Source organism: uncultured Maricaulis sp., from assembly GCF_963975345.1.
In the GTDB taxonomy this organism is placed as follows: Bacteria; Pseudomonadota; Alphaproteobacteria; order Caulobacterales; family Maricaulaceae; genus Maricaulis.
Genome location: NZ_CAXBGE010000017.1, coordinates 1 through 21145, shown reverse-complemented (window position 1 = coordinate 21145; position 21145 = coordinate 1). Strand labels below are relative to the sequence as shown.

21 protein-coding genes are annotated in these 21145 nt (G+C 57.6%); 17 read left to right on the top strand and 4 right to left on the bottom strand.

Features of this window, described 5'->3' with window-relative positions; genetic code table 11:
* Window positions 1–19: 19 nt before the first annotated feature.
* The 4 genes from AAC029_RS15195 to AAC029_RS15180 form a co-directional block, all read right to left on the bottom strand.
* Window positions 20–196 (bottom strand): hypothetical protein, encoded by a 177-nt coding sequence (locus tag AAC029_RS15195; protein ID WP_155841864.1) that lies wholly within the window; start codon window positions 194–196, stop codon window positions 20–22.
* Window positions 193–1101: a zincin-like metallopeptidase domain-containing protein gene (locus AAC029_RS15190; protein WP_035552639.1), complete on the bottom strand. Its 909-nt coding sequence runs from the start codon at window positions 1099–1101 to the stop codon at window positions 193–195. Before AAC029_RS15190 ends, AAC029_RS15195 begins: the two co-directional genes overlap by 4 nt.
* Before the next feature lie 124 nt (window positions 1102–1225).
* The gene (locus tag AAC029_RS15185) at window positions 1226–3100 is read right to left on the bottom strand and encodes a ParB/RepB/Spo0J family partition protein (protein WP_339749449.1); all 1875 of its coding nucleotides are present in this window, start codon (window positions 3098–3100) and stop codon (window positions 1226–1228) included.
* 118 nt (window positions 3101–3218) lie between these two features.
* Entirely contained in the window at window positions 3219–4115 is an 897-nt protein-coding gene (locus tag AAC029_RS15180; protein ID WP_035552455.1) for a toprim domain-containing protein, read from the bottom strand.
* A gap of 248 nt (window positions 4116–4363) precedes the next feature.
* Between AAC029_RS15180 and AAC029_RS15175 the strand changes: the two genes are divergently transcribed.
* The 17 genes from AAC029_RS15175 to AAC029_RS15095 all read left to right on the top strand — a co-directional run.
* Window positions 4364–4789 (top strand): copper-binding protein, encoded by a 426-nt coding sequence (locus AAC029_RS15175; protein WP_339749445.1) that lies wholly within the window; start codon window positions 4364–4366, stop codon window positions 4787–4789.
* A 66-nt stretch (window positions 4790–4855) separates the two neighbouring features.
* Complete coding sequence (locus AAC029_RS15170) at window positions 4856–6769, top strand: copper resistance system multicopper oxidase (protein ID WP_081806155.1); 1914 nt, start codon at window positions 4856–4858, stop codon at window positions 6767–6769.
* Between the two features lie 131 nt (window positions 6770–6900).
* On the top strand, window positions 6901–7572 hold the full coding sequence (locus AAC029_RS15165) for a copper resistance protein B (protein ID WP_339749441.1): 672 nt from the start codon (window positions 6901–6903) through the stop codon (window positions 7570–7572).
* Between the two features lie 27 nt (window positions 7573–7599).
* On the top strand, window positions 7600–7806 hold the full coding sequence (locus tag AAC029_RS15160) for an SHOCT domain-containing protein (protein ID WP_035552463.1): 207 nt from the start codon (window positions 7600–7602) through the stop codon (window positions 7804–7806).
* Window positions 7807–7846: 40 nt separating this feature from the next.
* Window positions 7847–8962, top strand: coding sequence for a nuclear transport factor 2 family protein (locus tag AAC029_RS15155; RefSeq protein WP_146739718.1), 1116 nt, complete (start codon window positions 7847–7849; stop codon window positions 8960–8962).
* A 42-nt stretch (window positions 8963–9004) separates the two neighbouring features.
* On the top strand, window positions 9005–10039 hold the full coding sequence (locus AAC029_RS15150; RefSeq protein ID WP_233346315.1) for an acyltransferase: 1035 nt from the start codon (window positions 9005–9007) through the stop codon (window positions 10037–10039).
* A complete protein-coding gene (locus tag AAC029_RS15145; protein ID WP_035552469.1) occupies window positions 10036–10398 on the top strand; it encodes a hypothetical protein in 363 nt (120 codons plus the stop codon). Before AAC029_RS15150 ends, AAC029_RS15145 begins: the two co-directional genes overlap by 4 nt.
* Entirely contained in the window at window positions 10395–11120 is a 726-nt protein-coding gene (locus tag AAC029_RS15140; RefSeq protein WP_035552472.1) for a helix-turn-helix domain-containing protein, read from the top strand. The genes AAC029_RS15145 and AAC029_RS15140 overlap by 4 nt, the downstream gene beginning before the upstream one ends.
* A gap of 177 nt (window positions 11121–11297) precedes the next feature.
* Window positions 11298–11549, top strand: coding sequence for a DUF5676 family membrane protein (locus AAC029_RS15135; RefSeq protein ID WP_035552474.1), 252 nt, complete (start codon window positions 11298–11300; stop codon window positions 11547–11549).
* A gap of 86 nt (window positions 11550–11635) precedes the next feature.
* The gene (locus AAC029_RS15130; protein WP_035552476.1) at window positions 11636–13894 is read left to right on the top strand and encodes a copper-translocating P-type ATPase; all 2259 of its coding nucleotides are present in this window, start codon (window positions 11636–11638) and stop codon (window positions 13892–13894) included.
* 41 nt (window positions 13895–13935) lie between these two features.
* Entirely contained in the window at window positions 13936–14409 is a 474-nt protein-coding gene (locus tag AAC029_RS15125) for a DUF411 domain-containing protein (protein ID WP_339749432.1), read from the top strand.
* Entirely contained in the window at window positions 14406–15737 is a 1332-nt protein-coding gene (locus AAC029_RS15120; protein ID WP_035552484.1) for an APC family permease, read from the top strand. Before AAC029_RS15125 ends, AAC029_RS15120 begins: the two co-directional genes overlap by 4 nt.
* Window positions 15738–15890: 153 nt before the next feature.
* Complete coding sequence (locus tag AAC029_RS15115; protein ID WP_339749428.1) at window positions 15891–16319, top strand: potassium channel family protein; 429 nt, start codon at window positions 15891–15893, stop codon at window positions 16317–16319.
* A gap of 109 nt (window positions 16320–16428) precedes the next feature.
* Window positions 16429–17430, top strand: coding sequence for an efflux RND transporter periplasmic adaptor subunit (locus AAC029_RS15110; RefSeq protein ID WP_035552490.1), 1002 nt, complete (start codon window positions 16429–16431; stop codon window positions 17428–17430).
* A 2-nt stretch (window positions 17431–17432) separates the two neighbouring features.
* Window positions 17433–19166, top strand: a complete 1734-nt coding sequence (locus AAC029_RS15105) for an ATP-binding cassette domain-containing protein (protein ID WP_300270266.1) — start codon at window positions 17433–17435, stop codon at window positions 19164–19166.
* Entirely contained in the window at window positions 19163–20305 is a 1143-nt protein-coding gene (locus AAC029_RS15100) for an ABC transporter permease (protein ID WP_300270263.1), read from the top strand. Before AAC029_RS15105 ends, AAC029_RS15100 begins: the two co-directional genes overlap by 4 nt.
* Before the next feature lie 4 nt (window positions 20306–20309).
* On the top strand, window positions 20310–21145 hold an 836-nt coding region (locus AAC029_RS15095; protein WP_339749423.1), incomplete at its 3' end, for an ABC transporter permease.

Below are 21145 nucleotides of genomic sequence, written 5' to 3'. Positions count from 1 at the left end.
CGCATCGGCTTGCTATGCCTTACCGCACCAACTCTCCTTCCAGCATTTTGGCATGCGCCCACTCAGCTGCCGCCTGGCTCGCAAACAGATGATAGCAGCCCGCCACGAGCACGCACCACGCCCCGACATCGCCCGGCTCAAGCCCAGCGCGGCGGACGTCTTCAGACGTTAATCGGAAAGGATCAGAGACGCTCATGCTGCCACCTCTTTCCCCTGAGTCGCAATTTTCGGCGAGATCAAGCCTTTGCCCACTGAGAAGGCCAGAATGTAAGTGACCGCTTTGTCGGCATGCGACGCAGCGCTCAAAAGCGCGTTCGGATGGGACCGAATCGTTTCGGCCCAATGGCCAATATAGGCAGCGTGAGAATGCAGGTGTTCAGGCTTCAGCGCAAAGCGCGCGCAGAGCAACACTGATCCAAGCTCAGCAACGAGCTCTTCAATGGCATACCCTTCATCGCCCCAGCGTTTAGATTCGAAATTCCGATCCAGGCGTTTTTCATGGCCTGTCGCATGAATTTGCTCATGCGCTTTGGTCGTCAGATACGTCTCGGGGCTCTCAAACGCCTCTGGCATGGGCAGCTGGATGAAGTCACTGCTCGGCTGATAGAAGGCCCGGTCGCCGCCATGGCGAAGCTCAACCGGAAACGCGTCGAGCACCTTATCAACTGGCGCGTTGTCGACCTGGTCTTTTCTGACCGGATAAAAGGCGTCAGGAAGCCCGTCGCATTGGTCGGCGCAGAACACCGGATAGCATTTAAGATATCTCAGAACCCGCGCGTCCTCATCGTCGTCGCTGTCTTCAACGATGCGCGTCTTGTAAAGTATGGCTGGCATAGATCGCTCGCCTTTGCGCACTTGACCGCCCGCGCGCTTGGCTTGGGCGTAAGTCAGCCAAAAGGGCGAGGCATATCCTCCAGCCGCGCCCGCCATTAAGAGCGTGATGGCATTCATACCGCCAAAGGGCTGTCCATCGGCGCGAAGCGGCAAATGCACCTCTCCGCAGCTTCTTGCGTCCCAGGGTTTTCGCCATGGACGAACGCCTGTTTCCAACGCCGCCACGATTTGATCGACAATCCGGTCGATCGGTTTCTCACCGGCCATTTTGGCCTCCATGTTTTAAATAGTTTCAGGGTTGAGGAGAGCGATCGAGCGCCCTTAAAAAATGCGCGGCCGCTAGGACATTTGCCCCGGCGGCCGCCAGTCAGGAGGAGACGCCCGTCTGGGCTCAGGTGCCGGCGTCGCCGAGGCGCACAATGGGGTGTACCCAGGCCTGCTCTGCCGTCATGTCTTCGACTTGGCTGACGAGGCTCATCTTCTTCTGGCTCTCATCAAGCACGCTGCCGAGATCGGCCGCGATATCGACTAGAGCACCCTTAGTGAACCCGGTCAGGGTCACAGTGTCGGGCGTCCAGTGCTTGGACGCCTCCGCGCCAATCTTGGCCGCGACGGCGCCGGCAAAGCCGAGATCAGGGCTCCCGACATAAGCCTGCCGCGGCTCGGTCAGGTCGACGCATTGGGCGACCAGGACGGCGAGGCAGGCCAGTCTGTCGGTATCCTTGAGCCCAAGGAGATGTTCGATCAGATCTTTGCCGTCTGGAGGCGTCACCAATCGATCTACTTCTTCTGTGGTAGCTGCCCAGCTCGTATCCTCTTTGACCACGTCATTCCCGATCCCGGTGCTAAACACCGTTGGTGAGATCTTAAGCGGACTTGCGCCCTGACAGGTGTCACGCAGACGGCCCGAAAGCTGGGCAATGAGAAGCGCGATTGCGACATCGGGACGAGCTGCAAGATCCTTGGCGAAGACCCGCGTGCGGATTTCGCTGAGGCGCTGTTTAAGCGCGCCGGACGGATTGAGGTGACGCTTGCCGATGTCGTCTTGCATACGAACTGCTTCGTCGGCCTTTTTGGCATCAACATCCTCAGCAGCATCCAAATCAGTACCGGATCCGGTGCCGGCGGTTTCAGTCTCCACGTCAGGCAGCTTATAGGTCACCACCGGCATGGACCCAAACGCGATGCGCGCGGTCATGCGGGCGCGAATGTCGCCTGAAATGGCGCTCAGCAGAAACGTATGAAGCGCTTCGAGCGCCGCGATGACAGCGGACCGGCTTTCCAAAGTACCGGTGTCGACATGGTCTCGCCATGCTTCATAAACCGCGCTTTCGAGCGTTTCCCATGTCGTATCGAAATCGACTTCACCTGGCTCATCGCCCAGTTCAACGAGATCTTCGAGATCGACGCAGTCTGCGGGATCGTCGGTCTCCACCACAACTTCAACATCGGCGAGGCCCCTGCCCGCAATGGCTTTGAAAAGCGGCTCAACCGCGTCGGCGAACGCTGTTTTCACGGCTTCGCCGGTTATCCAGAACGTATAGTCATCGAAAAGATCGCCCTCGATCTTCCCGCCAGCCTTGGTGTAGGCGGTCTCGGTTATGAATTGGGGGAGATGCTCATCAGAGCGACGCTTTTCAGCTTTGAGAAGATTGCGAAGCTGCCAGTTTTGAAGTTCGCCCGCCAAAGCCTGCTCGATAAACCCAGCGCGCCGGTCCAAATCCGTAATCTGACACAGGGTCTTCGCCATATCGAAACTGACCTCTCGGTTTTCCAAAGCGGTGAGGAAGTCGGCCGGCAAGGCGCCAAGCGCCTGGTATTGGCGGACGGTTCGGGCTTCGACGCCTAAAACGCCAGCGATTCGGTCCGGGCTCTTGATGGATTTGGAGAGCGCGGAGACGGCTTTGAAGATCTCCACGGGCGTCATGGCCCGCCGTTGGATGTTTGCCACCAGACCCGCCGCCATATGTTTCTGGGTGACATGCATGACGGCGATCGATTGATCACTGGACAGGCGACCATCGTTTTCCAGCCGCTTGAGAGCGAGAAAACGCCGGCGGCCTTCAATGACCTCGAAGCCGCCGCCGCGTTTGATCACGATCAGGGGTTGGACCAGCCCGATCGCAGCGATCGATGTGGCGAGCGCTGCAACGTCTTCATCTTCAGCCACGTCTGCACGAGGATTATCTTTGCCAATTGAAAGCTGGCTGAGCGGAAGGGATAGCGCCTTATGCTCGGGCGCTGCGAGGGTTTGAGTATCGGCCATGGGGGCCTCCTTCTGGTTTTAAAGTATCGCCTGGCCGCACCGGCCAAGCCCCCAAAAGGCGGAGCCCTTTCCTGTTAGCGCGATGTCTTTGAGATCGCTTTTCCGACAATCCATGCGGCTATGGCGCATCCGGCAGGCGGTCATCATCGTTCCAATCGGCGCCTGGTCTTGTCGGCGCGCGCAGCTCGCAGCGAACGCCTCGTCCACGATTGAGAGCGGCGCAGGCTTGCGCGGCTTTAAGCCCCGGAGCGTCATGATCATGGGCAATTACGAGCCGGTCTATGCCGGGCGGCGCCTGGAACACAGCGAGATTTCCGGTGTTCAGGAGCGCCCAGGCGGGCATCTGGAACCTTCGCGCTGCTGAGGCCGTGCTCTCCAAGCCCTCTCCGACCAGAAGTTGATTGGTCGGCTTTGCCAGATGGATTGCGAAACCTTTCTGCCGACCGAAGACAAGCCGTCGCTTCGTGAGCGTTCTACCCTCAAAGAAGAACGTCGCTTGAACGCCTTCAAACCCGCCACGTGCATTCGAGATCCGAGCGATAAGACAAGGATGCATGGCAGAGCCCGGTTTCATCGACATGGGCCACCTCGGCAGGAACCCAAGGCTTGGGTTAGAACTGAGACTGTCCAGTCCACGTTGTTTCAAATAGCGCTCTGCAAGCGCACCCCGTGCAGGCCGGCGCGACACCCAGGCCCGCCGGGCATGGTTGGTACTTTCGGGGCGGACGTTTTTGTGGGCTGTTTGCGGATCATGGCGCTTTACGCCAAACGAGCGACGGTCGCTGTTTCCGACGAAATCGCCTTCGCCGGCAATACCGTCTCTTAAAAAGGCGGCCTTTACATCTCGCCAATCGGTATCGGAAAAGCAGTGGATCAAGAGTTTTCCATCTGCATTCAGACGAAGTGAAACGGATCGATCACGTTTAGAATGACCTGGCGCGGGTATCGCGCCGCTCTGACGGTCGCAGGCCAACCGGCCTCCATACCGGGACACTATGATTTGTATGAGGCTCATGGACGGGGCTCCTGTACGCTGCCGGCTCGCCCGGCGGGCGTCGCCCTTTCCTGTTCGATTGCCTGAACGTGCAATCGACCTTTTGATAGCTCTGAAAACCGGACGGGGCGGGCCCGCATTTGCTAGAGCAAGCGTGCCGATAGGCTCACCCCTTAAGAGTTGAAATTCTTAAGGGGGACATGATGTCCGCGCGTACTATGGCTGCGGCTGCTATTCTCGCCGCAAGTCTGTGATAAGGGGATCTCGCCATGAAACTAAAACACATGTTCGCACTCAGCTTTCCAGCTTTACTCCTTTTCGGGGCCGCCGCTTGTACCAACAGCCCTAACCCAGTTGAAGAGAAGGCACCTGCCGCCAGCGAGGTGGTGAGCGACACGCCTCATGTTGCGCGCGCTTTTGGCTCTGTGCTGCAGCGCGATCTCGATACGCGCATTCTGGAAATTACACATAGCCCGGTACCAGAAGCAGACTGGCCCATCATGCAAATGGAATTCTACGTCTCGAACGAGATTGAGTTAGCGGATTATCGGGCGGGCGACGCCGTTGAATTCATTTTCAATTTCGCGGCCGAGCAAACGCCTGTCATTATCGCCATGCGGCGGACGAGCGCTCAGGAACTAATAGGCGCGTTGTGGCCCGAGGCGTTCCCAGAAGACGACACAGAAACAGAATAAGATCTGGTCTGAGGGCTAAAACGCCCGGTCGCGTATCAGAAACTTCACCCCACTTGGAGTTTATTTATGCTATCTCGACGATCGCTCATCAAAACCACGCTTGGCGCCGGCACCGCTCTTGGAACCGCCGCTCTGCTGCCAGCGTGGGCGCGTTCAGCTGAACAAGGTAATCTTGGCCTTCCGACCCTGACCGGGACGCAATTTGACCTGACAATCGATCAATTTCCCGTCCGGCTAGACGGCCGCGCCGGACTGGCAACTGGGATCAATGGCACCCTGCCCGGTCCACTGGTTCGCTTTCGCGAAGGCGACGATATCACGATCAATGTCACCAACAATCTCGAAGAAGACACATCAATCCACTGGCATGGCTTGCTGGTCCCGTTCTATATGGACGGCGTGCCAGGCGTGGCGTTTCCTGGAATCAAGCCTGGCGAGACCTTTACCTATCGCTGGAACCTGAACCATAGCGGCACCTATTGGTACCACTCCCATTCCGGCCTGCAGGAACAGCTTGGCCATTATGGTCCGCTGATCATTGATCCGAAATCACCCGATCCATTTGCGTATGACCGCGAATACGTTCTGGTCCTCTCTGATTGGAGCTTTGAGAGCCCGCACCGCATCTTCTCCAAACTCAAGAAGATGAGTGATTCCTATAATTACAATCAGCGCACCCTACCGGACTTTTTGGCAGATGCCTCCGATAAGGGGCTCGGCGCAGCGCTAGATCAGCGTATGATGTGGGGGGCTATGCGTATGTCGCCGCGCGATCTCTCCGATGTCACGGGCGCAACCTATACTTATTTGATAAATGGCCATGCGACGGCCGACAATTGGAACGCCATATTCCAACCGGGCGAAAAAATCCGCCTACGCATCATCAATGCATCGGCCATGACGCTTTTCAACTTCCGCATTCCTGGCTTGCCGATGAAGGTCGTGGCGGCGGACGGCCTCAACCTGCAACCCGTCGAGACTGACGAGTTCCAGATCGGGGTTGCCGAAACCTATGATGTGATTGTCGCGCCCGAGACCAGCGATACTTTTGCGATGGTCGCGGAATCGATCGACCGCTCTGGTCAAGCCGTAGCGACCCTCGCGCCGCGCGCTGGAATGCAGGCAAGCGCGCCAGCGCTGCGCCCCGTACCAACTCTGACCATGGCTGACATGGGAATGGCCGGTCATGGCGACATGAATATGAGCGCGTCTGAAGATATGACCGGTATGGATCACAGCGCGATGGGCCATGGCACCAACGCGCAAACGTCCACCATGGATCATGGCGCGCATAGTATGGATGGCGGGCCTGCACCCGAAATCACGCGTGGCCCGGGTGTCGCCAATGTTGCGATGATGCCAATGAGCCGGCTCGATGAGCCCGGCATCGGCCTAGACGATCAGCCACACCGAACCCTGAGCTACAGTCAGCTGCGCAGCAAGGACGCCAATCCGGATCTGCGCCTGCCGGAGCGCGAGATCGAACTTCACCTCACCTCCAACATGGAACGCTACATGTGGTCATTCGATGGCGTGAAGTTTTCCGAAGTTACCGAACCAATCAAATTCTATGAAGGCGAACGCGTTCGTCTAACCATGATCAATGATACGATGATGCCACATCCGATCCATTTGCACGGCATGTTCTTTGACCTTGTGAATGGCGGCGGTCACCACAAACCCCGTAAACACACTGTCATCGTCAAACCTGGCGAGAAGCTCTCGATTGATATCACAGCCAATCATGTTGGCGATTGGGCGTTTCACTGCCACCTCCTTTATCACATGCATGCTGGCATGATGCAGGTCGTCTCGGTCATCGGTGCTGATGACGCCCCAATGCACCGGCAGATGGATCATGACGGCATGGATCACGGCGATATGGGAAAGGCCCCGCCGCCCGAACCTCAGATCGGCGACGACATGATGGGGCATGGTCATGGCGAACATGATGGCATGACCCATGGGGAGAAAAGCTGATGCGAAAGCTTTCAAAGACACTCCTCCTCGCCATGGCGGCAACGCTCGCAATCACGCCGGCATTTGCTGAAGAAGACGATGGAACCTCACCGCCCTGGTCACAAGCCGACGAATATTATGGCCGCGAAGCGATGAGCAAAGCCCGCGCTGATGTGCAACACGAAGCCGGCGGCCAAACCAATTGGTTTGTCATGGCTGACCGCTTTGAAACTCAGATTTTTGATGATGAAGAGGCATTGGTGTTTGACGCCCAGGGGTGGTATGGCGGCGATATCAACAAACTCTGGGTCAAGGCTGAAGCTGAATACAGTTTTGAGGATGAAGACCTTGAAGACGCGGAGATCCAAGCCCTCTGGTCGCGCGCAATCGCGCCCTATTTCGATGTGCAGGCAGGTTTGCGATATGATCTGGAACCCAAGGGCCGCACCCATGCCGTGCTCGGCGTGCAAGGATTGGCACCCTATTGGTTTGAAGTTGACGCTGCTGCCTTTGTAAGCACCGAAGGCGACGTCACGGCACGGCTCGAGGCCGAATATGAATTGCTGCTCACCCAACGTCTGATCCTTCAACCCCGCTTAGAAGCGAGCCTCTCCGCTCAGGATATTCCTGACCTGCAGCTCGGTTCAGGTTTGACCAGCGTCGATGCCGGCCTGCGCCTTCGCTACGAAATTGTTCGCGAATTCGCGCCATATATTGGCGTCGAATGGCAAAGCGCTATTGGCGATACCGCAGACTTCATTGAGGCGTCTGGAGGCGAAAAAGATCAAACGGCATTGCTCGTCGGTGTGCGAACCTGGTTCTAAACATGATGGAGATCTAAATTGGCCGATATGGGGCATATGATTTTCGGCAATCTTGGCGCGCTGATTTTTTGGGGCGTCCTGGCATTGCTGATCTATGTCGCTGTGCGTGCGACCATCAATCGGGTCGGGTCGGACTCCAAGTCCAACGACCCGGTCGATATCCTCCGGCGACGATATGCGCGCGGCGAAATAGACAAGGAAGAATTTGATCGTCGTATGAAAGACCTGACCTAACGCCGCTTGCAGACCCCACAATTCTTGAGGGGTCGGGCAAGTGTCCGGCGTATCACCCAGACAATGCCAGTCGCTGAAGACAGCGACGCTCACGCAAATGGCCAACTGGGAGGCGCTCTTGGGCGATTTAATTGAACCGAACCTGCATCCAATTCTGGTGCATTTTGCCTATGCGCTCAGCCTCACGGCTTTTGCTTCTTATGTGTTGGCGGCCGTCTCGCCTGTCGAGCGATGGCGAGAGACCCTGCGGCCGGCTGCGGACTGGATGCTGGCCTTTGGTGCGATCGCGATCGTGTTGACCATAGCAGCAGGGTTTCAGGCCTATTACACGGTAGCTCATGATGCGCCGTCGCATGCAGCGATGACCACGCACCGTAACTGGGCTGTACCATCCGGCCTCGCCATCCTGCTATTTGCGGCCTGGCGCTGGACGGGAAGAACAAAAGCCGCCTCTGGCATTTTTGTCACAGGCTTGGCTGCGGCCGCGCTCGGCTTAACCGTCACAGCCTGGTGGGGCGGTAAAATCGTCTATGGCTACGGTCTTGGCGTCAAAAGCCTGCCGCAGGTAACCGGAGATGGCCACGACCATGATCATGGCGGCGGCGTCGCCGCGGCAGATCATGATATGGATCCCATGCCAGACTCGGCACCGACCGCGGATGTCCATGACAATGCCGACGGCCATCACGACACCGCCCCAACCAGCCATGACAATAGTGATGGGCACCACGACGAAGACAGCCCGTCCGCGATACCTGCGCCACAAGCCGGTTCGCCGGCGAGCGTCGCTGACGCTTTCGGCGAAGCGCTAAAAGCAGGGGATGAGGCGGCGCTGCGCGCGCTGTTTGCGCCCGGCGCTGTGATCGCAGAAGGCGGCGGCGCAGAGCGTTCATTCGAAGAGTATGCTGGCCACCATATGTCTAATGATATGGCCTATGCGGCGGCGGTTTCATTCGATCTCAAAGACCGAAACATTCTCGAGAATGGCAATATCGCTACGGTGATCTCTCAATCGGAGATTAACGGCGCCTATAGAGGCGAGCCCGTGCACCGCCAAGCTATGGAAACCATGGTTCTCAAACGCGACGCTGGGGTCTGGAAGATTCACCATGTCCATTGGTCATCCGCGCCGATCACCGAAGATCACGAGCACTGATAAATGGCTGGGGGTGGCCAAACACAGCTTGCGGACCCGCTGATGGGTCAAAACCACTTCACCGCGGTGCGGTGGGTGTTGGCGATCGCTGTAGTCCTCGGTCATATCTGGCTCCTCACGACAGGGTTCGAACCGTTCCGCATCCACGAATGGACTGCCAGCTATATGGCCGTGAACGGGTTCTTCGTCCTGTCAGGCCTCTTGATTGCCAAGAGTCTTCATACAAGGCGCGATATGAAGGCTTATGCAGTTTCACGGTTTCTGCGGATCTACCCGGCTCTGGTGATTATACTTGCAGCTTTTGTCCTCGTCTTCGCGCCTGTCTATTCGGCCGAGGGCGGCGGATCACTGTTTCAGCCGGAGACCTGGCAATACACCTACAAAGTCTTGGCGCTTGGCGATCCCGACAGCGCGCCCGCACAGATATTCTCTCAGAATTTGGAAACCGACTTTAACGGGCCGCTCTGGACCATTCGGTTCGAGCTAGCAGCGTACATCCTAGCGGGCATCGCGTTCATGTTTGGCGCCGTCAACGGCCCATGGCGTGTTCTTAGCGTCTTCTTGCTTGTGCAATCGGTCTATCTTGGCGCGCCTGTGTTCATCGATACGAGTGCGCTCCCGCCGAGCGTGATGTCCTTGCTCCGCCTCTCATCGGCCTTTCTGCTCGGAATGACGCTTTGGCAGTGGCCTATTTTGCGCAGGCCGCCCATGTTGGCGGTCGCAGGTCTGATTGCAGCGTTCGCGCTCCTTGGCGGCGGCCCCCTCGGCGAATTGTTTGCGACCCTTGCCCTCACAAGCCTAATGCTTCGAGCTGGATTGCCAAAACGTGCGTCCGTCCGCATCGCCAAAATTCCGGACTATTCGTACGGGATTTATATCTGGCACTATCCGCTTTTACAGGTATTTTTGGTTGGACAACCAGATCTTAGCCCCGCTGTCCTGGCTATAATGACCGCGCCGCTCATTCTGCTCGTCGCGGCTACTTCGTGGCATGTCATCGAAAAGCCAGTGCTTGCTCTGAAGCTGCGCGCCCGCCCGATAAACCAAAAAACCGTATCGCCGGAGGTGGCCGCATGATTTCCGCGCCGCTTTCGCTGACTGAAACATTGCTTCGGGCTCAAAGCCAATTTGAGAAGCTTATAAGCGGCGCATCTGAAAACACACCCGCAACTAAGTTTGCAGAAATGGCATTCATGACGGCCGAGGTGTGCATTCTTCTCTCTGAGGCATTTGCGAAGTCGATCGAACACCGCCGAGAAAATCTCCTCAGGGCACTACGAGCGATGGCAGGTATTTTCAGAGGCCTTGAAAGAGCCTCGCTGGAAACGACGCGCAACAGCCCGAACACGCTCGGGACCGTATGCGGTCAATGCGAAACAGCGATCTACGCTTTTCTTGAAGCAACCGAGCCTGACACTCAGGGGAGATTGAAATGAGCGCGGCGCCCTGGTCTGGCGCGTTGGCCATCGGATTGGGCTGGGCCGCGCTCGACGCTCGCCTTGGCAAGAACACGGCACATGCTCACTTGGCACATCAGGTCATACTCGGGCTGGATGGCGCAGTCGTGGTGACGACAAACTCAGACATAATAGCCCCGAAAGGCAAGGCTATTCAAATCCCTGCTGGGCAGACCCATTCCATCGGTCCTGAGGGACGCCTGACGCGCTCGATCTATATTGACCCGCGCTTTTCCGGAATTCGAAACGATCAGCAATGCAATCAGCCTGCCTGCCTTTCGGATGATCTATCAGCCACTCTAGAGCACATCACTGACACTAATCAGGCGCGCGATTGGGCGAAAAGGTTCGCGGGCCGGTTGCCTGGTTCGGCCATAGATTCACGCCTGCAAAAAGCCCTTGGCAACGTTCGCGCACTCGCCAATCCCGCCGCTCTGGCGCGCGAGCTCACGCTGTCTCCAACTCGGCTGCGAGAGATCGTCAAGGCGGACTTCGGTGTTCCGCCCAGTAAGCTATTGCAATGGTTGCAATTGCTCGGTGCCGCTAAGGCAATGGAGGCGTCGTCCAGTCTCGCTGATGCAGCGGCCGCGGGCGGTTTTGCAGACCAGGCGCATTTCACACGCCGACTGCAACAATGGTTCGGGGTGACCCCTAAAATTGGCCTTTCGGGTTTGGAGGTGTCCGTCGATGATCTCAGCTGATCCCTCACCCAACGCGGATTGGTCGGCGCGCTTGTCTTGCTCAAAACAAGCGATGCGGGCCCTAAGTATATATACGGAGTTACCAATACCCCCTATGGGTATTAACTCATTTTCGAAGCAACGCATCGCTTTCGCACAAATTATGTGGCGGCAACAACCAAAGAGAAGGAAAACACCATGCGCCTCATCCCCACTGGGCACGCCCTATCTATTTTTCTAGCCATCACGTTTACGCTCTGTATCGCATGGGGGTTGGTCGCACCGCCTAGTCTCCACATGCACGGTGCGTGGGAACAGCTCCTACCCGGATTTGAATTCATTTCGGTTTCAAGCTTCTTCCTCGGCCTCATCGAGTCCTACGTTTACGGCTGGTATATCGCGCTTGTCTTCGTACCGCTCTACCGGCTGTTCAATCGCCAAAAAGCCTAATGCCAGAACTCCATTAGAGATCAGCCGCCCAACCCGGGCGCTGACCTTTAAGAGTGACACTGAAGCCAAACCCCGGAGGGACGGATATGACCAATACCGATCATAAACATCACGACCATGGACATCATGATCACCACCACGGGGATGATCATGATTGTTGCCATGGTGGCGGAGACGCCGATGCCGGCGCGGACGGCAAATATGATCTCGTCCCGCAGGGCTACACAGGCACGGTCTATACATGCCCGATGCATCCAAACGTTCGCGACGTCCGAAACTCCGGATGCCCGATATGCGGCATGGCGCTGGAGCCCGAAGGTGTTGTTGTCGGCGAAGAAGACACCTCAGAACTCGACGACATGACCCGTAGATTCTGGATCAGCGCCATCTTCACCATCCCACTTGCCATTTACGCCATGGGTGACCTGATCCCTGGCAAACCCCTCGAAGGGCTCTTGCCCGCCGGTTGGTCCCAATGGGCTCAATTCGCGCTGGCCGTTCCTGTCGTCCTCTGGGGCGGATGGCCCTTCTTTGTGCGCGGCGTTCGGTCGGTACGCACGATGAACCTCAACATGTTCACCCTCATCTCGCTTGGCGTCGGCGTTGCTTTTGTCTTCTCGCTTGTTGCAACCGCTTTGCCAGGCATTTTTCCGCACGCCTTTCGCAATGAGGCCGGCGAAGTCGCTGTATATTATGAAGCCGCTGCGGTGATCACAACGCTCGTATTGCTCGGGCAGGTCCTGGAGCTACGAGCCCGAAGCGCGACATCGGGTGCCATCCGCGCGCTCCTTGAACTCACGCCGCCAACCGCAAACCGGATCATGGCTGACGGCCAAGAAGAAGAGGTTTCCGTCGACGATGTCCAGAGCGGTGACCGGCTACGGGTCCGGCCAGGCGAAAAAGTACCTGTCGACGGAGAGGTTGTTGAAGGGCGTTCGAATGTCGACGAGTCCATGATCACTGGAGAACCTATTCCAGTCGAGAAAGCAGCAGGGGATCCAATTACCGGCGGCACAGTTAACGGCACCGGATCACTCGTTATGGCCGCGACGCGCGTCGGCGAAGATACAATGCTATCGCAAATCGTACGCATGGTCGCCGAAGCCCAGCGCTCACGCGCGCCCATCCAGAAGCTCGCCGACACAGTGGCCGGCCTGTTTGTCCCGGCCGTCGTCGTGATCGCGATTATCACATTCATCGTCTGGGCGATTTTTGGGCCGCACCCGGCCATGGCTTTTGCGATCGTCAACGCCGTGGCTGTGTTAATTATTGCGTGTCCCTGCGCACTTGGTCTTGCAACCCCGATGTCAATTATGGTCGCCACAGGAAAGGGCGCACAGAGCGGCATTCTGATCAAAAATGCTGAAGCGCTCGAGACGTTTGAAAAAGTCGACACGATCGTCGTCGATAAGACCGGCACTTTGACAGAGGGCCACCCCAAACTTGTGACAGTCGAGCCTGCGAGTGGTCTCGGAGAAGCAGACTTCCTGGCTTACGCTGCCGCGATTGAACGCGGGAGCGAGCACCCTCTTGCGCAAGCCATCGTCAACGGGGCCGAAGAGCGCGGCGCAGCGCGCCTCGAGTCTACCGATTTTGAATCAGTCACCGGAGAAGGCGCGCAGGGCCGGGTCGATGGAAAGCTTTTCGCCATCGGCAACGCCAAGATGATGCGCCGAGTCGGTGCTTTTGACGAAACTCTGAAAGCCCATGCTGAAACCTATCGCCGCGACGGCCAGACGGTGATGTTCGCCGCTCTGGACGGCAAACCGGCGGGCCTGATTGGGGTCGCCGATCCAATCAAAGAAACGACCCCTGAAGCCATAGCCGCCTTGCACAAGGCGGGCATGAAAGTCGTCATGCTGACGGGCGACAGCCTGGCAACAGCGCAAGCGGTTGCACGCCAAATCGGCATTGATGAGGTGGAGGCCGATGTGTCACCAGAAGACAAAAACCGGATCGTGCGCGAGCTCCAATCGAATGGTGCGGTCGTCGCCATGTGCGGCGACGGCATCAATGACGCGCCTGCCCTTGCTCAAGCGGATATCGGAATAGCCATGGGAACCGGTACAGATGTGGCGATGGAGAGCGCCAGTGTCACCCTGGTCAAAGGCGATCTTCGCGGTGTCGCCCGCGCGCAGCGGCTGAGCCGCGCGACGATGGGTAATATTCGCGAAAACCTGTTCTTTGCCTTTATCTATAATTCGCTCGGCGTGCCGGTTGCTGCCGGCGTCCTCTATCCGTTCTTTGGACTGCTTCTCAGTCCAATTATCGCCGCCGCCGCGATGAGCCTCAGCTCATTCTCGGTCATCGCGAATGCGCTGCGACTTCGCTCCGTCAAACTATAATTTCGAAGGAAACTCTTATGTCAAAATGGATTCTTGCCGCCTTGGCCACCGCCCTTTTTGCGCTTGCCGCTGGGTTTTTCGTCTCGGGCGGTTTGGCGAGCCCTGCAAATGCGCAAACCATTACCGTCTATAAAACACCCTGGTGTGGATGCTGTACGGCCTGGATAAAACACCTTCAGCGCGATGGTCTTGAAGTACGTGTTATCGAACGCGAAGACCTTGCGCCTGTGCGGGCCTCGCTGAACGTGCCCGATGAGCTTGCCTCCTGCCACACTGCGTCGGTTGATGGCTACGCGATTGAGGGCCATGTCCCAGCCTCGGAAATTCGTAAGCTTCTGGAAACCCGGCCAGATGCGGCGGGGCTTTCGGTGCCCGGCATGCCAATGGGCTCTCCCGGAATGGAAACGACAAGCCCGCCTGACGCCTATGATGTCATTCTGTTTAGTGCGAATCAGCAAAGCGTATTCGCGAGCTATGTCGGCCGCTTCCCAGCTGAACAGGCGGTCGGGCAATGAAATCCGAAACCTATAAAAAAGGCTCGCTAAGTCTCGCAGGAACCGTTGCGATGGGCACCGGTGTCATGATTGGCGCCGGGATCTTCGCACTGACCGGGCAAGTCGCGCAATTCTCAGGACCGGCGTTTCCGCTCGCCTTTTTGCTTGCGGCCGTGGTCAGCGGGTTCAGCGCCTACACCTACATCAAAATGTCGAACAAATATCCGTCGGCCGGCGGCATCGCGATGATCCTTCAAAAAGCCTATGGGCCAACGACAATTGCCGCCGCCAGCGCGCTGCTCATGACTATGTCGATGATTATCAATGAGAGCCTCGTCGCTCGCACATTCGGCGCCTACACATTGCAACTCTTTGATGTTTCGAAAGACAGTATTCTGGTACCCGTTCTGGCCGTCGGATTGATCGTTTTTGCGTTTATAATCAACATATCCGGAAACAAAATCATTGGCGGCGTATCCAAAATTGCTGCGGTCCTGAAAGTTGGCGGCATTCTGATCTTTGCTGGCGCGGCGCTCTGGGCGTCCGGCCTTTCTTTTGAAGCAGCCTCCTCGGCCACAACAAATGAGACTGGACCTGCGGGATTCCTCGCCGGCGTCGCCCTCGCCATTCTTGCTTTTAAAGGGTTCACCACGATCACCAATAGCGGCGATGAAGTCAAAGACCCCAATAAGAATGTCGGCCGCGCGATCATTTGGTCGCTGGCGATCTGCCTTGTTGTCTACATGGCTGTCGCTCTGGCGGTGGGGTCCTCACTGACACTTGAAGAAATTGTCGCAGCCAAGGATTTCTCGCTCGCAGAAGCCTCGCGCCCGGCCTTTGGTGATTTTGGCGTGGCGTTTACCGTGATCATCGCAATCATTGCCACCGCGTCGGGACTACTCGCCAGTGTCTTCGCGGTTTCGCGCATGCTCGCCATGCTGACGAATATGAACCTGATCCCCCACAAGCATTTTGGCATGCCCGGCGGCATCCAGAAACACACGCTTGTCTATACTGTTGTTTTGGCTGCCTTCCTGGCCGCTTTCTTCGATCTTGGGCGGATCGCTTCACTCGGCGCGATTTATTATCTCGTAATGGATATTATTATCCACTACGGCGTGCTGCGCTATTTACGCGAAGATGTCGGCGCCCGCGCCTCTATTCTAGTCGCCGCCATATTATTCGACCTGATTGCCCTTGGCGCCTTCCTGTTCATCAAAGCGACCGCAGACCCGATGATCGTCATCATCGCGATTGGGTCAATGGCTGCAATCTTTGCTTTCGAAGCGCTCTATCTCGGCCGGATCCGCGACAAGGAGGCGCCCGATCATGCGCACTCTCACTCATGATGTAACTGGTCCGCCGAGGGTAAACCTGATCGAGTTCTGCGAGCGAGCGGTGAGCAGGACTGGGATCCTTATTGGTTTAAAAGCGATGGCGCACCCTATCGCGGGGCGTATGACAACGCTTTCGCGGCCCCGGCACACCGCGAGGTTCGCGCCATGATCCTGGCGATTGTCATCTCCGCAGTCACCTTCGTGCTATCCGGCGCGCTTCACTATGCGATTGTCTCAGGCGCATTCCGCCACCTCGGAGCGGCCAGCTATCATCGCGGCCGCAAACTGGTCACTGCGCTTTGCGTCTCGGGGATTGCGCATCTCGCGGCGGCCAGTCTTTACGCCCTCGCTTATGGCCTGGGCCGCGCCCTAGAGATAGGTGATCTAAGCGGTGATACGCCGACGACAGCCATGGACGTCTTTTACTTTTCGCTCGTCAGTTACACCTCACTCGGTCTTGGCGACATTGTTCCAACCGGCCATTTGCGCTTCGTCGCCGGTGTCGAGGCGCTGAATGGTTTTCTGCTCATCAGTTGCTCGGCGGCGATGCTGTTTCTGTTCATGACGGAGCAGAGCGAGGAACGCAGGCAATGAGCCCCCCCACACACGCTTCAATACAGTTGCACCTGAAATGTTTGGCGCGCGCCTGCGCCTATCAGGGAAAGAACTCGGCCACGCGTATTATTGAGGAATGGGGGCACAAATGACCAATCTGGTAAAACGCTATGGTCTGATCGGCATCGCCATCGTCTTCCTCGCTGCCGCGATTGTCGGCTGGACACAGCTACGCAACCCCCATGAAGAGCGCGGCCATATCGAAGTGTTCGGTAATGTCGATGTGCGCCAGGTCAATCTGGGTTTCAAAGTTCCCGGGCGCCTCGCCGAAATGATGGTCGATGAAGGCGACAAGGTCGCTGCAGGTGCAGTTGTCGCAAAACTCGAGCCGGTTGACTATGAAAATGAAGTGAAACTCGCGCAAGCGCGGGTCGCACGGTCTCAAGCTGCGCTCAGCGTTCTGCTCGCCGGCTCCAGGCCCCAGGAAATCGCCCAAGCTGAAGCGCAGCTCGCCGCAGCAGAAGCGGCTCTAACCGTTGCTGAAACCACCCTGTCGCGGCAGGAGTTTCTTGCCGAGCGAGATATCGCCTCACACCAGGCACATGAGGAAGCCGAAGCGCGGCAGGGCGCGGCCATTGCGCAGCGTGATGCCGCCGCAAAAGGCTTGGAGCTGGCGCGCATCGGACCGCGCTCTGAGGATATCGATCAGGCGCGTTCGGTGCTGGCCGCCGAGCAAGCCGCTCTCGCCCTGGCAGAGCAACGCGTCGCCGATACGATGCTGACCGCCCCAAATGAAGGCATCATTCTGACACGTGTTCGCGAGCCGGGCGCAATCATCGGCGCAGGCGAAACCATTTATACCTTAACCTTGACCTCGCCGGTCTGGGTGCGCGCCTATATTGAAGAGCCAGATCTTGATTTAATCCAGGCCGGTATGGACGCCGAGGTGCGCACCGACTCCGGACGCGTCTACACAGGGCAAATCGGGTTCATTTCGCCGGTCGCCGAGTTCACGCCAAAGACGGTCGAAACCCGGTCATTGCGAACCAGCCTTGTCTACCGCGTGCGCATCATCGTTGAAGATCCAGAACACCGCCTGAAACAAGGCATGCCGGTTACAGTCATGCTCAGCCCCGACCGGGATGTTTGAGCGTGCCGGGCCCGCTGATCCAGATAGATCAACTCAGCAAGCGCTTTGATAAGGGCGCCCTTGCGGCGCTCGATTCTGTTACGGCCCATGTCAATGCAGGGGAAGTCACTGGTCTGGTTGGTCCCGATGGGGCTGGAAAAACCACATTGCTGCGTCTGATCGCAGGCTTACTGGTTCCCTCAACCGGTAAGATCACTGTCAACGGTCTGGATCCTGTCACGGATAGCGGAGCGGTTCACCGGATTGTGTCCTATATGCCCCAGCGGTTTGGGCTCTACGAAGATCTGAGCGTCCAGGAAAACCTGACGCTGTACGCTGATCTGCGGTCAGTTCTCGGGTCAGACCGCGAAGAGGCCTTCGAGCGGCTTTTGGGATTTACAGGCCTCGCACCGTTCACAAATCGGCTGGCTGGAGCGCTTTCCGGCGGCATGAAGCAAAAGCTTGGCCTTGCCTGCGCCCTCATCAAGAAACCCGACTTGCTGTTGCTTGACGAACCAAGCGTTGGCGTCGATCCGATCTCCCGGCGAGAGCTTTGGCGCATGGTCTATGAACTGGTCGATCAGGGGATTGGCGTCGTCTGGAGCACGGCCTATTTGGATGAAGCTGAACAATGCGCCCACGTGCTGCTCCTGAATGAAGGCGCCTTGCTTTATGCAGGCTCGCCGCAAGACCTCACAGACCGGGTCGCCGGCCGCACCTACCAGATCCGGCATATCGACACCGATCGCCGCGAAGTCCTAAGCGAAGCAACAAAGCTGGCCACCGTGATTGACGGCGTTATCCAGGGAAGCCGCGTGCGTCTGGTCATGGCCGAAGGGGCCGATCCGCCAAATCTCGCACCGCTGAACGCGGGCGTAGCAGCTGAAATCTCGCAAACCCAGCCGCGGTTTGAAGATGCCTTCATGGATCTGATCGGCGGTGGATTTCGGGCGACCTCACCTTTTGCCAATCGAGAGGATAGCGCCGCACATACTATGAATCAGGTGGTCGAGGCGCGCGCGCTAACGCGGCGGTTCGGGGATTTCACAGCTGCTGACAATATCAGCTTCGAAGTGGGGCGCGGTGAAATCTTTGGCCTGATTGGACCCAATGGCGCTGGCAAGTCGACCACGTTCAAAATGCTGTGCGGTTTGCTCCAGCCGAGCGAGGGCTCGGCCCGTGTGGTTGGCCTTGATTTGCAAAACGCCCCAAGCAAGGCGCGCGGCCGGATCGGCTATATGGCTCAAAAATTCTCGCTCTATGGCGATCTTAGCGTACAGCAGAACCTCGATTTTTTCGCTGGTGTTTATGGCCTGACGGGCAAATCCCGCAAAGACGCCATCTCTCAAATGATTGAGACGTTCGGGTTTGCTGACAGGCTGGATGTCAACGCTATGGGGCTGCCGCTTGGCTATAAGCAACGCCTGGCGCTCGCCTGCGCGGTTATGCACGAACCGGATGTCCTTTTTCTTGATGAGCCGACATCCGGTGTTGATCCACGCACGCGGCGAGAGTTCTGGACCCATATCAATGCGATGGTCGCCAATGGCGTCACGATCATGGTGACAACGCACTTCCTGGATGAGGCGGAATATTGCGATCGGATGGCGCTTATTTATCGCAGCAAGATGATCGCCAGTGGCTCACCTGATGAGTTGAAAGACCGCGCCCGCGCAAGCGGCATGATGGACCCAACGCTTGAGGACGCGTTCATTGCGCTGGTTGAGCAGAGTGATCGAGAGCGCGAGGCGGCATGAAGGACCGCGAACCCCTTGCGCTGCGGTGGCGACGTCTGACCGGCCTGATCGTAAAGGAGTCGCGCCAGGTTCTGCGCGACCCGAGTTCCGTCTTGATCGCGGGCGTGATGCCGCTCTTGCTTCTCTTCCTGTTCGGCTATGGCGTAACCTTTGATCCACGCCAACTTGATGTCGCATTGGTGGTTGAGCAGCAGTCATCGGAAACTGCGAGCTTCCAAGCCTCGCTTGAAAACTCAACCCTGTTCGAGGTCGAAACGGGCCCGGATCGTCGCCTGTTCGAGCGCGCGCTGACACTTGGCGAATTGGACGGATTAATCGTGCTGCAAGCTGATTTCGCGGAGAAAGCGTTTCGGGCCGAAGGCGCGCCTATTCAGGTTATCGTGGACGGCGGTGATCCGAACACGGCATATCTGGTCAGTGGTTATGTCGAGCTCCTATGGGCCAACTGGCTGGAACAGGAATGGATCAGCCGGGGACGACCGGCCCTGGTGCCAAGTGTGCAGCTGGAACCGCAAGTCTGGTTCAATCCGGAGATTTCGAGCCGAAACTATCTCGTGCCAGGATCGATTGCGATCATTCTGACAACGATTGGCGCGCTCCTCACCGCCCTGGTCGTCGCACGCGAATGGGAGCGTGGCACGATGGAGGCATTGCTCGCGACGCCGGTTGGTATCTTGGAGCTGCTGATTGGCAAACTGGTGCCCTACTTCCTGCTCGGGCTGGGCTCCATGGCGCTCGCGGTCATCACAGCCGTGCTTTTGTTTGGCGTGCCGTTTCGGGGTTCGCTCGCCGTCCTCATTCTGTCCTCATCGGTCTTCATGCTGTGCTCGCTCGGTCAGGGCCTTCTGATCTCTACCTTGACCCGCAACCAACTGGTCGCCGCGCAAACCTCAGTTTTAACCGCGTTCCTACCGGCTTTCTATTTTTCGAACTTCGTATTCGAAATTGACAGTATGCCGCTCGCACTGCGCCTGATCAGCTATGGCGTCCCCGCCCGATACTATGTCTCGACCTTGCAAACTGAGTTTCTCGCAGGCGACGTCTGGAGCGTTATCGGTCCGGATCTGATTGGGCTCGGCGTGTTTGCGCTCATCATCTTCGCTCTGACGGCGCTGACCACGCGCACGCGTCTGGAATAGCGTCATGTTTCAGCGCATCTGGTCTCTCATTATCAAGGAGCTTCTCGCCAGCGCCCGCGACCCGCAAACCCGCTGGGTCGTGCTGTTTTCGCCACCTTTCCTTCTGGTGATTTACGCCTTCGCCATCACCCAGGAAATCTCCAGCGTCACGCTCGGCGTGTACACCCAGGATCGCGGCGTCGAGGCGCGAGAACTGATCAGCAGATTCGAGGGTTCACCGACGTTTGAAGAAATTCTCTATCTGCGTCGCGACGCCGATATCGCCGCGGCAATTGATTCTCGTTCGGTCGATTTGGTCTTGAGGATCGGTCCGGACTTTTCCCGGCAATTAGAGCGCGGTGAACCAGCGAACGTACAGCTCATTCTGGATGGCCGCGCCTCCAACGCCGCCCAAATCCTCGCAGGTTATTCTGGGCGGATCGTTCAGGATTTCAACGAGGATCAAGCGACCGCGCTCGGTGTGCCGACCCTCACCAAGGTCGTGACCCGTGTTTGGTACAATCCAAATCTCGATCCGCTTTGGTCAGCCGTACCAGCGCTGTTTGCCGTCCTGACCGCGATTGTCGGGTTCATGGTCTCGGCCCTGTCCATCGCACGCGAGCGCGAACTTGGTACATTCGAGCAGCTGCTTGTGTCGCCGCTCAGGCCAACAGAGATTCTGATCGGCAAGGCGGTGCCGGCTCTGATGATCGCTTTGGCAAGCGCGACAGCAATGCTGATCCTTGGCTGGCTGGTTCTGAATGTTCCCCTGCGCGGGTCTCTGCTTCTGCTTTATGCCAGTATGATCATCTATCTCGCCGCGATCATCGGGATTGGTCTGTTTATCTCTTCGCTCGCAGC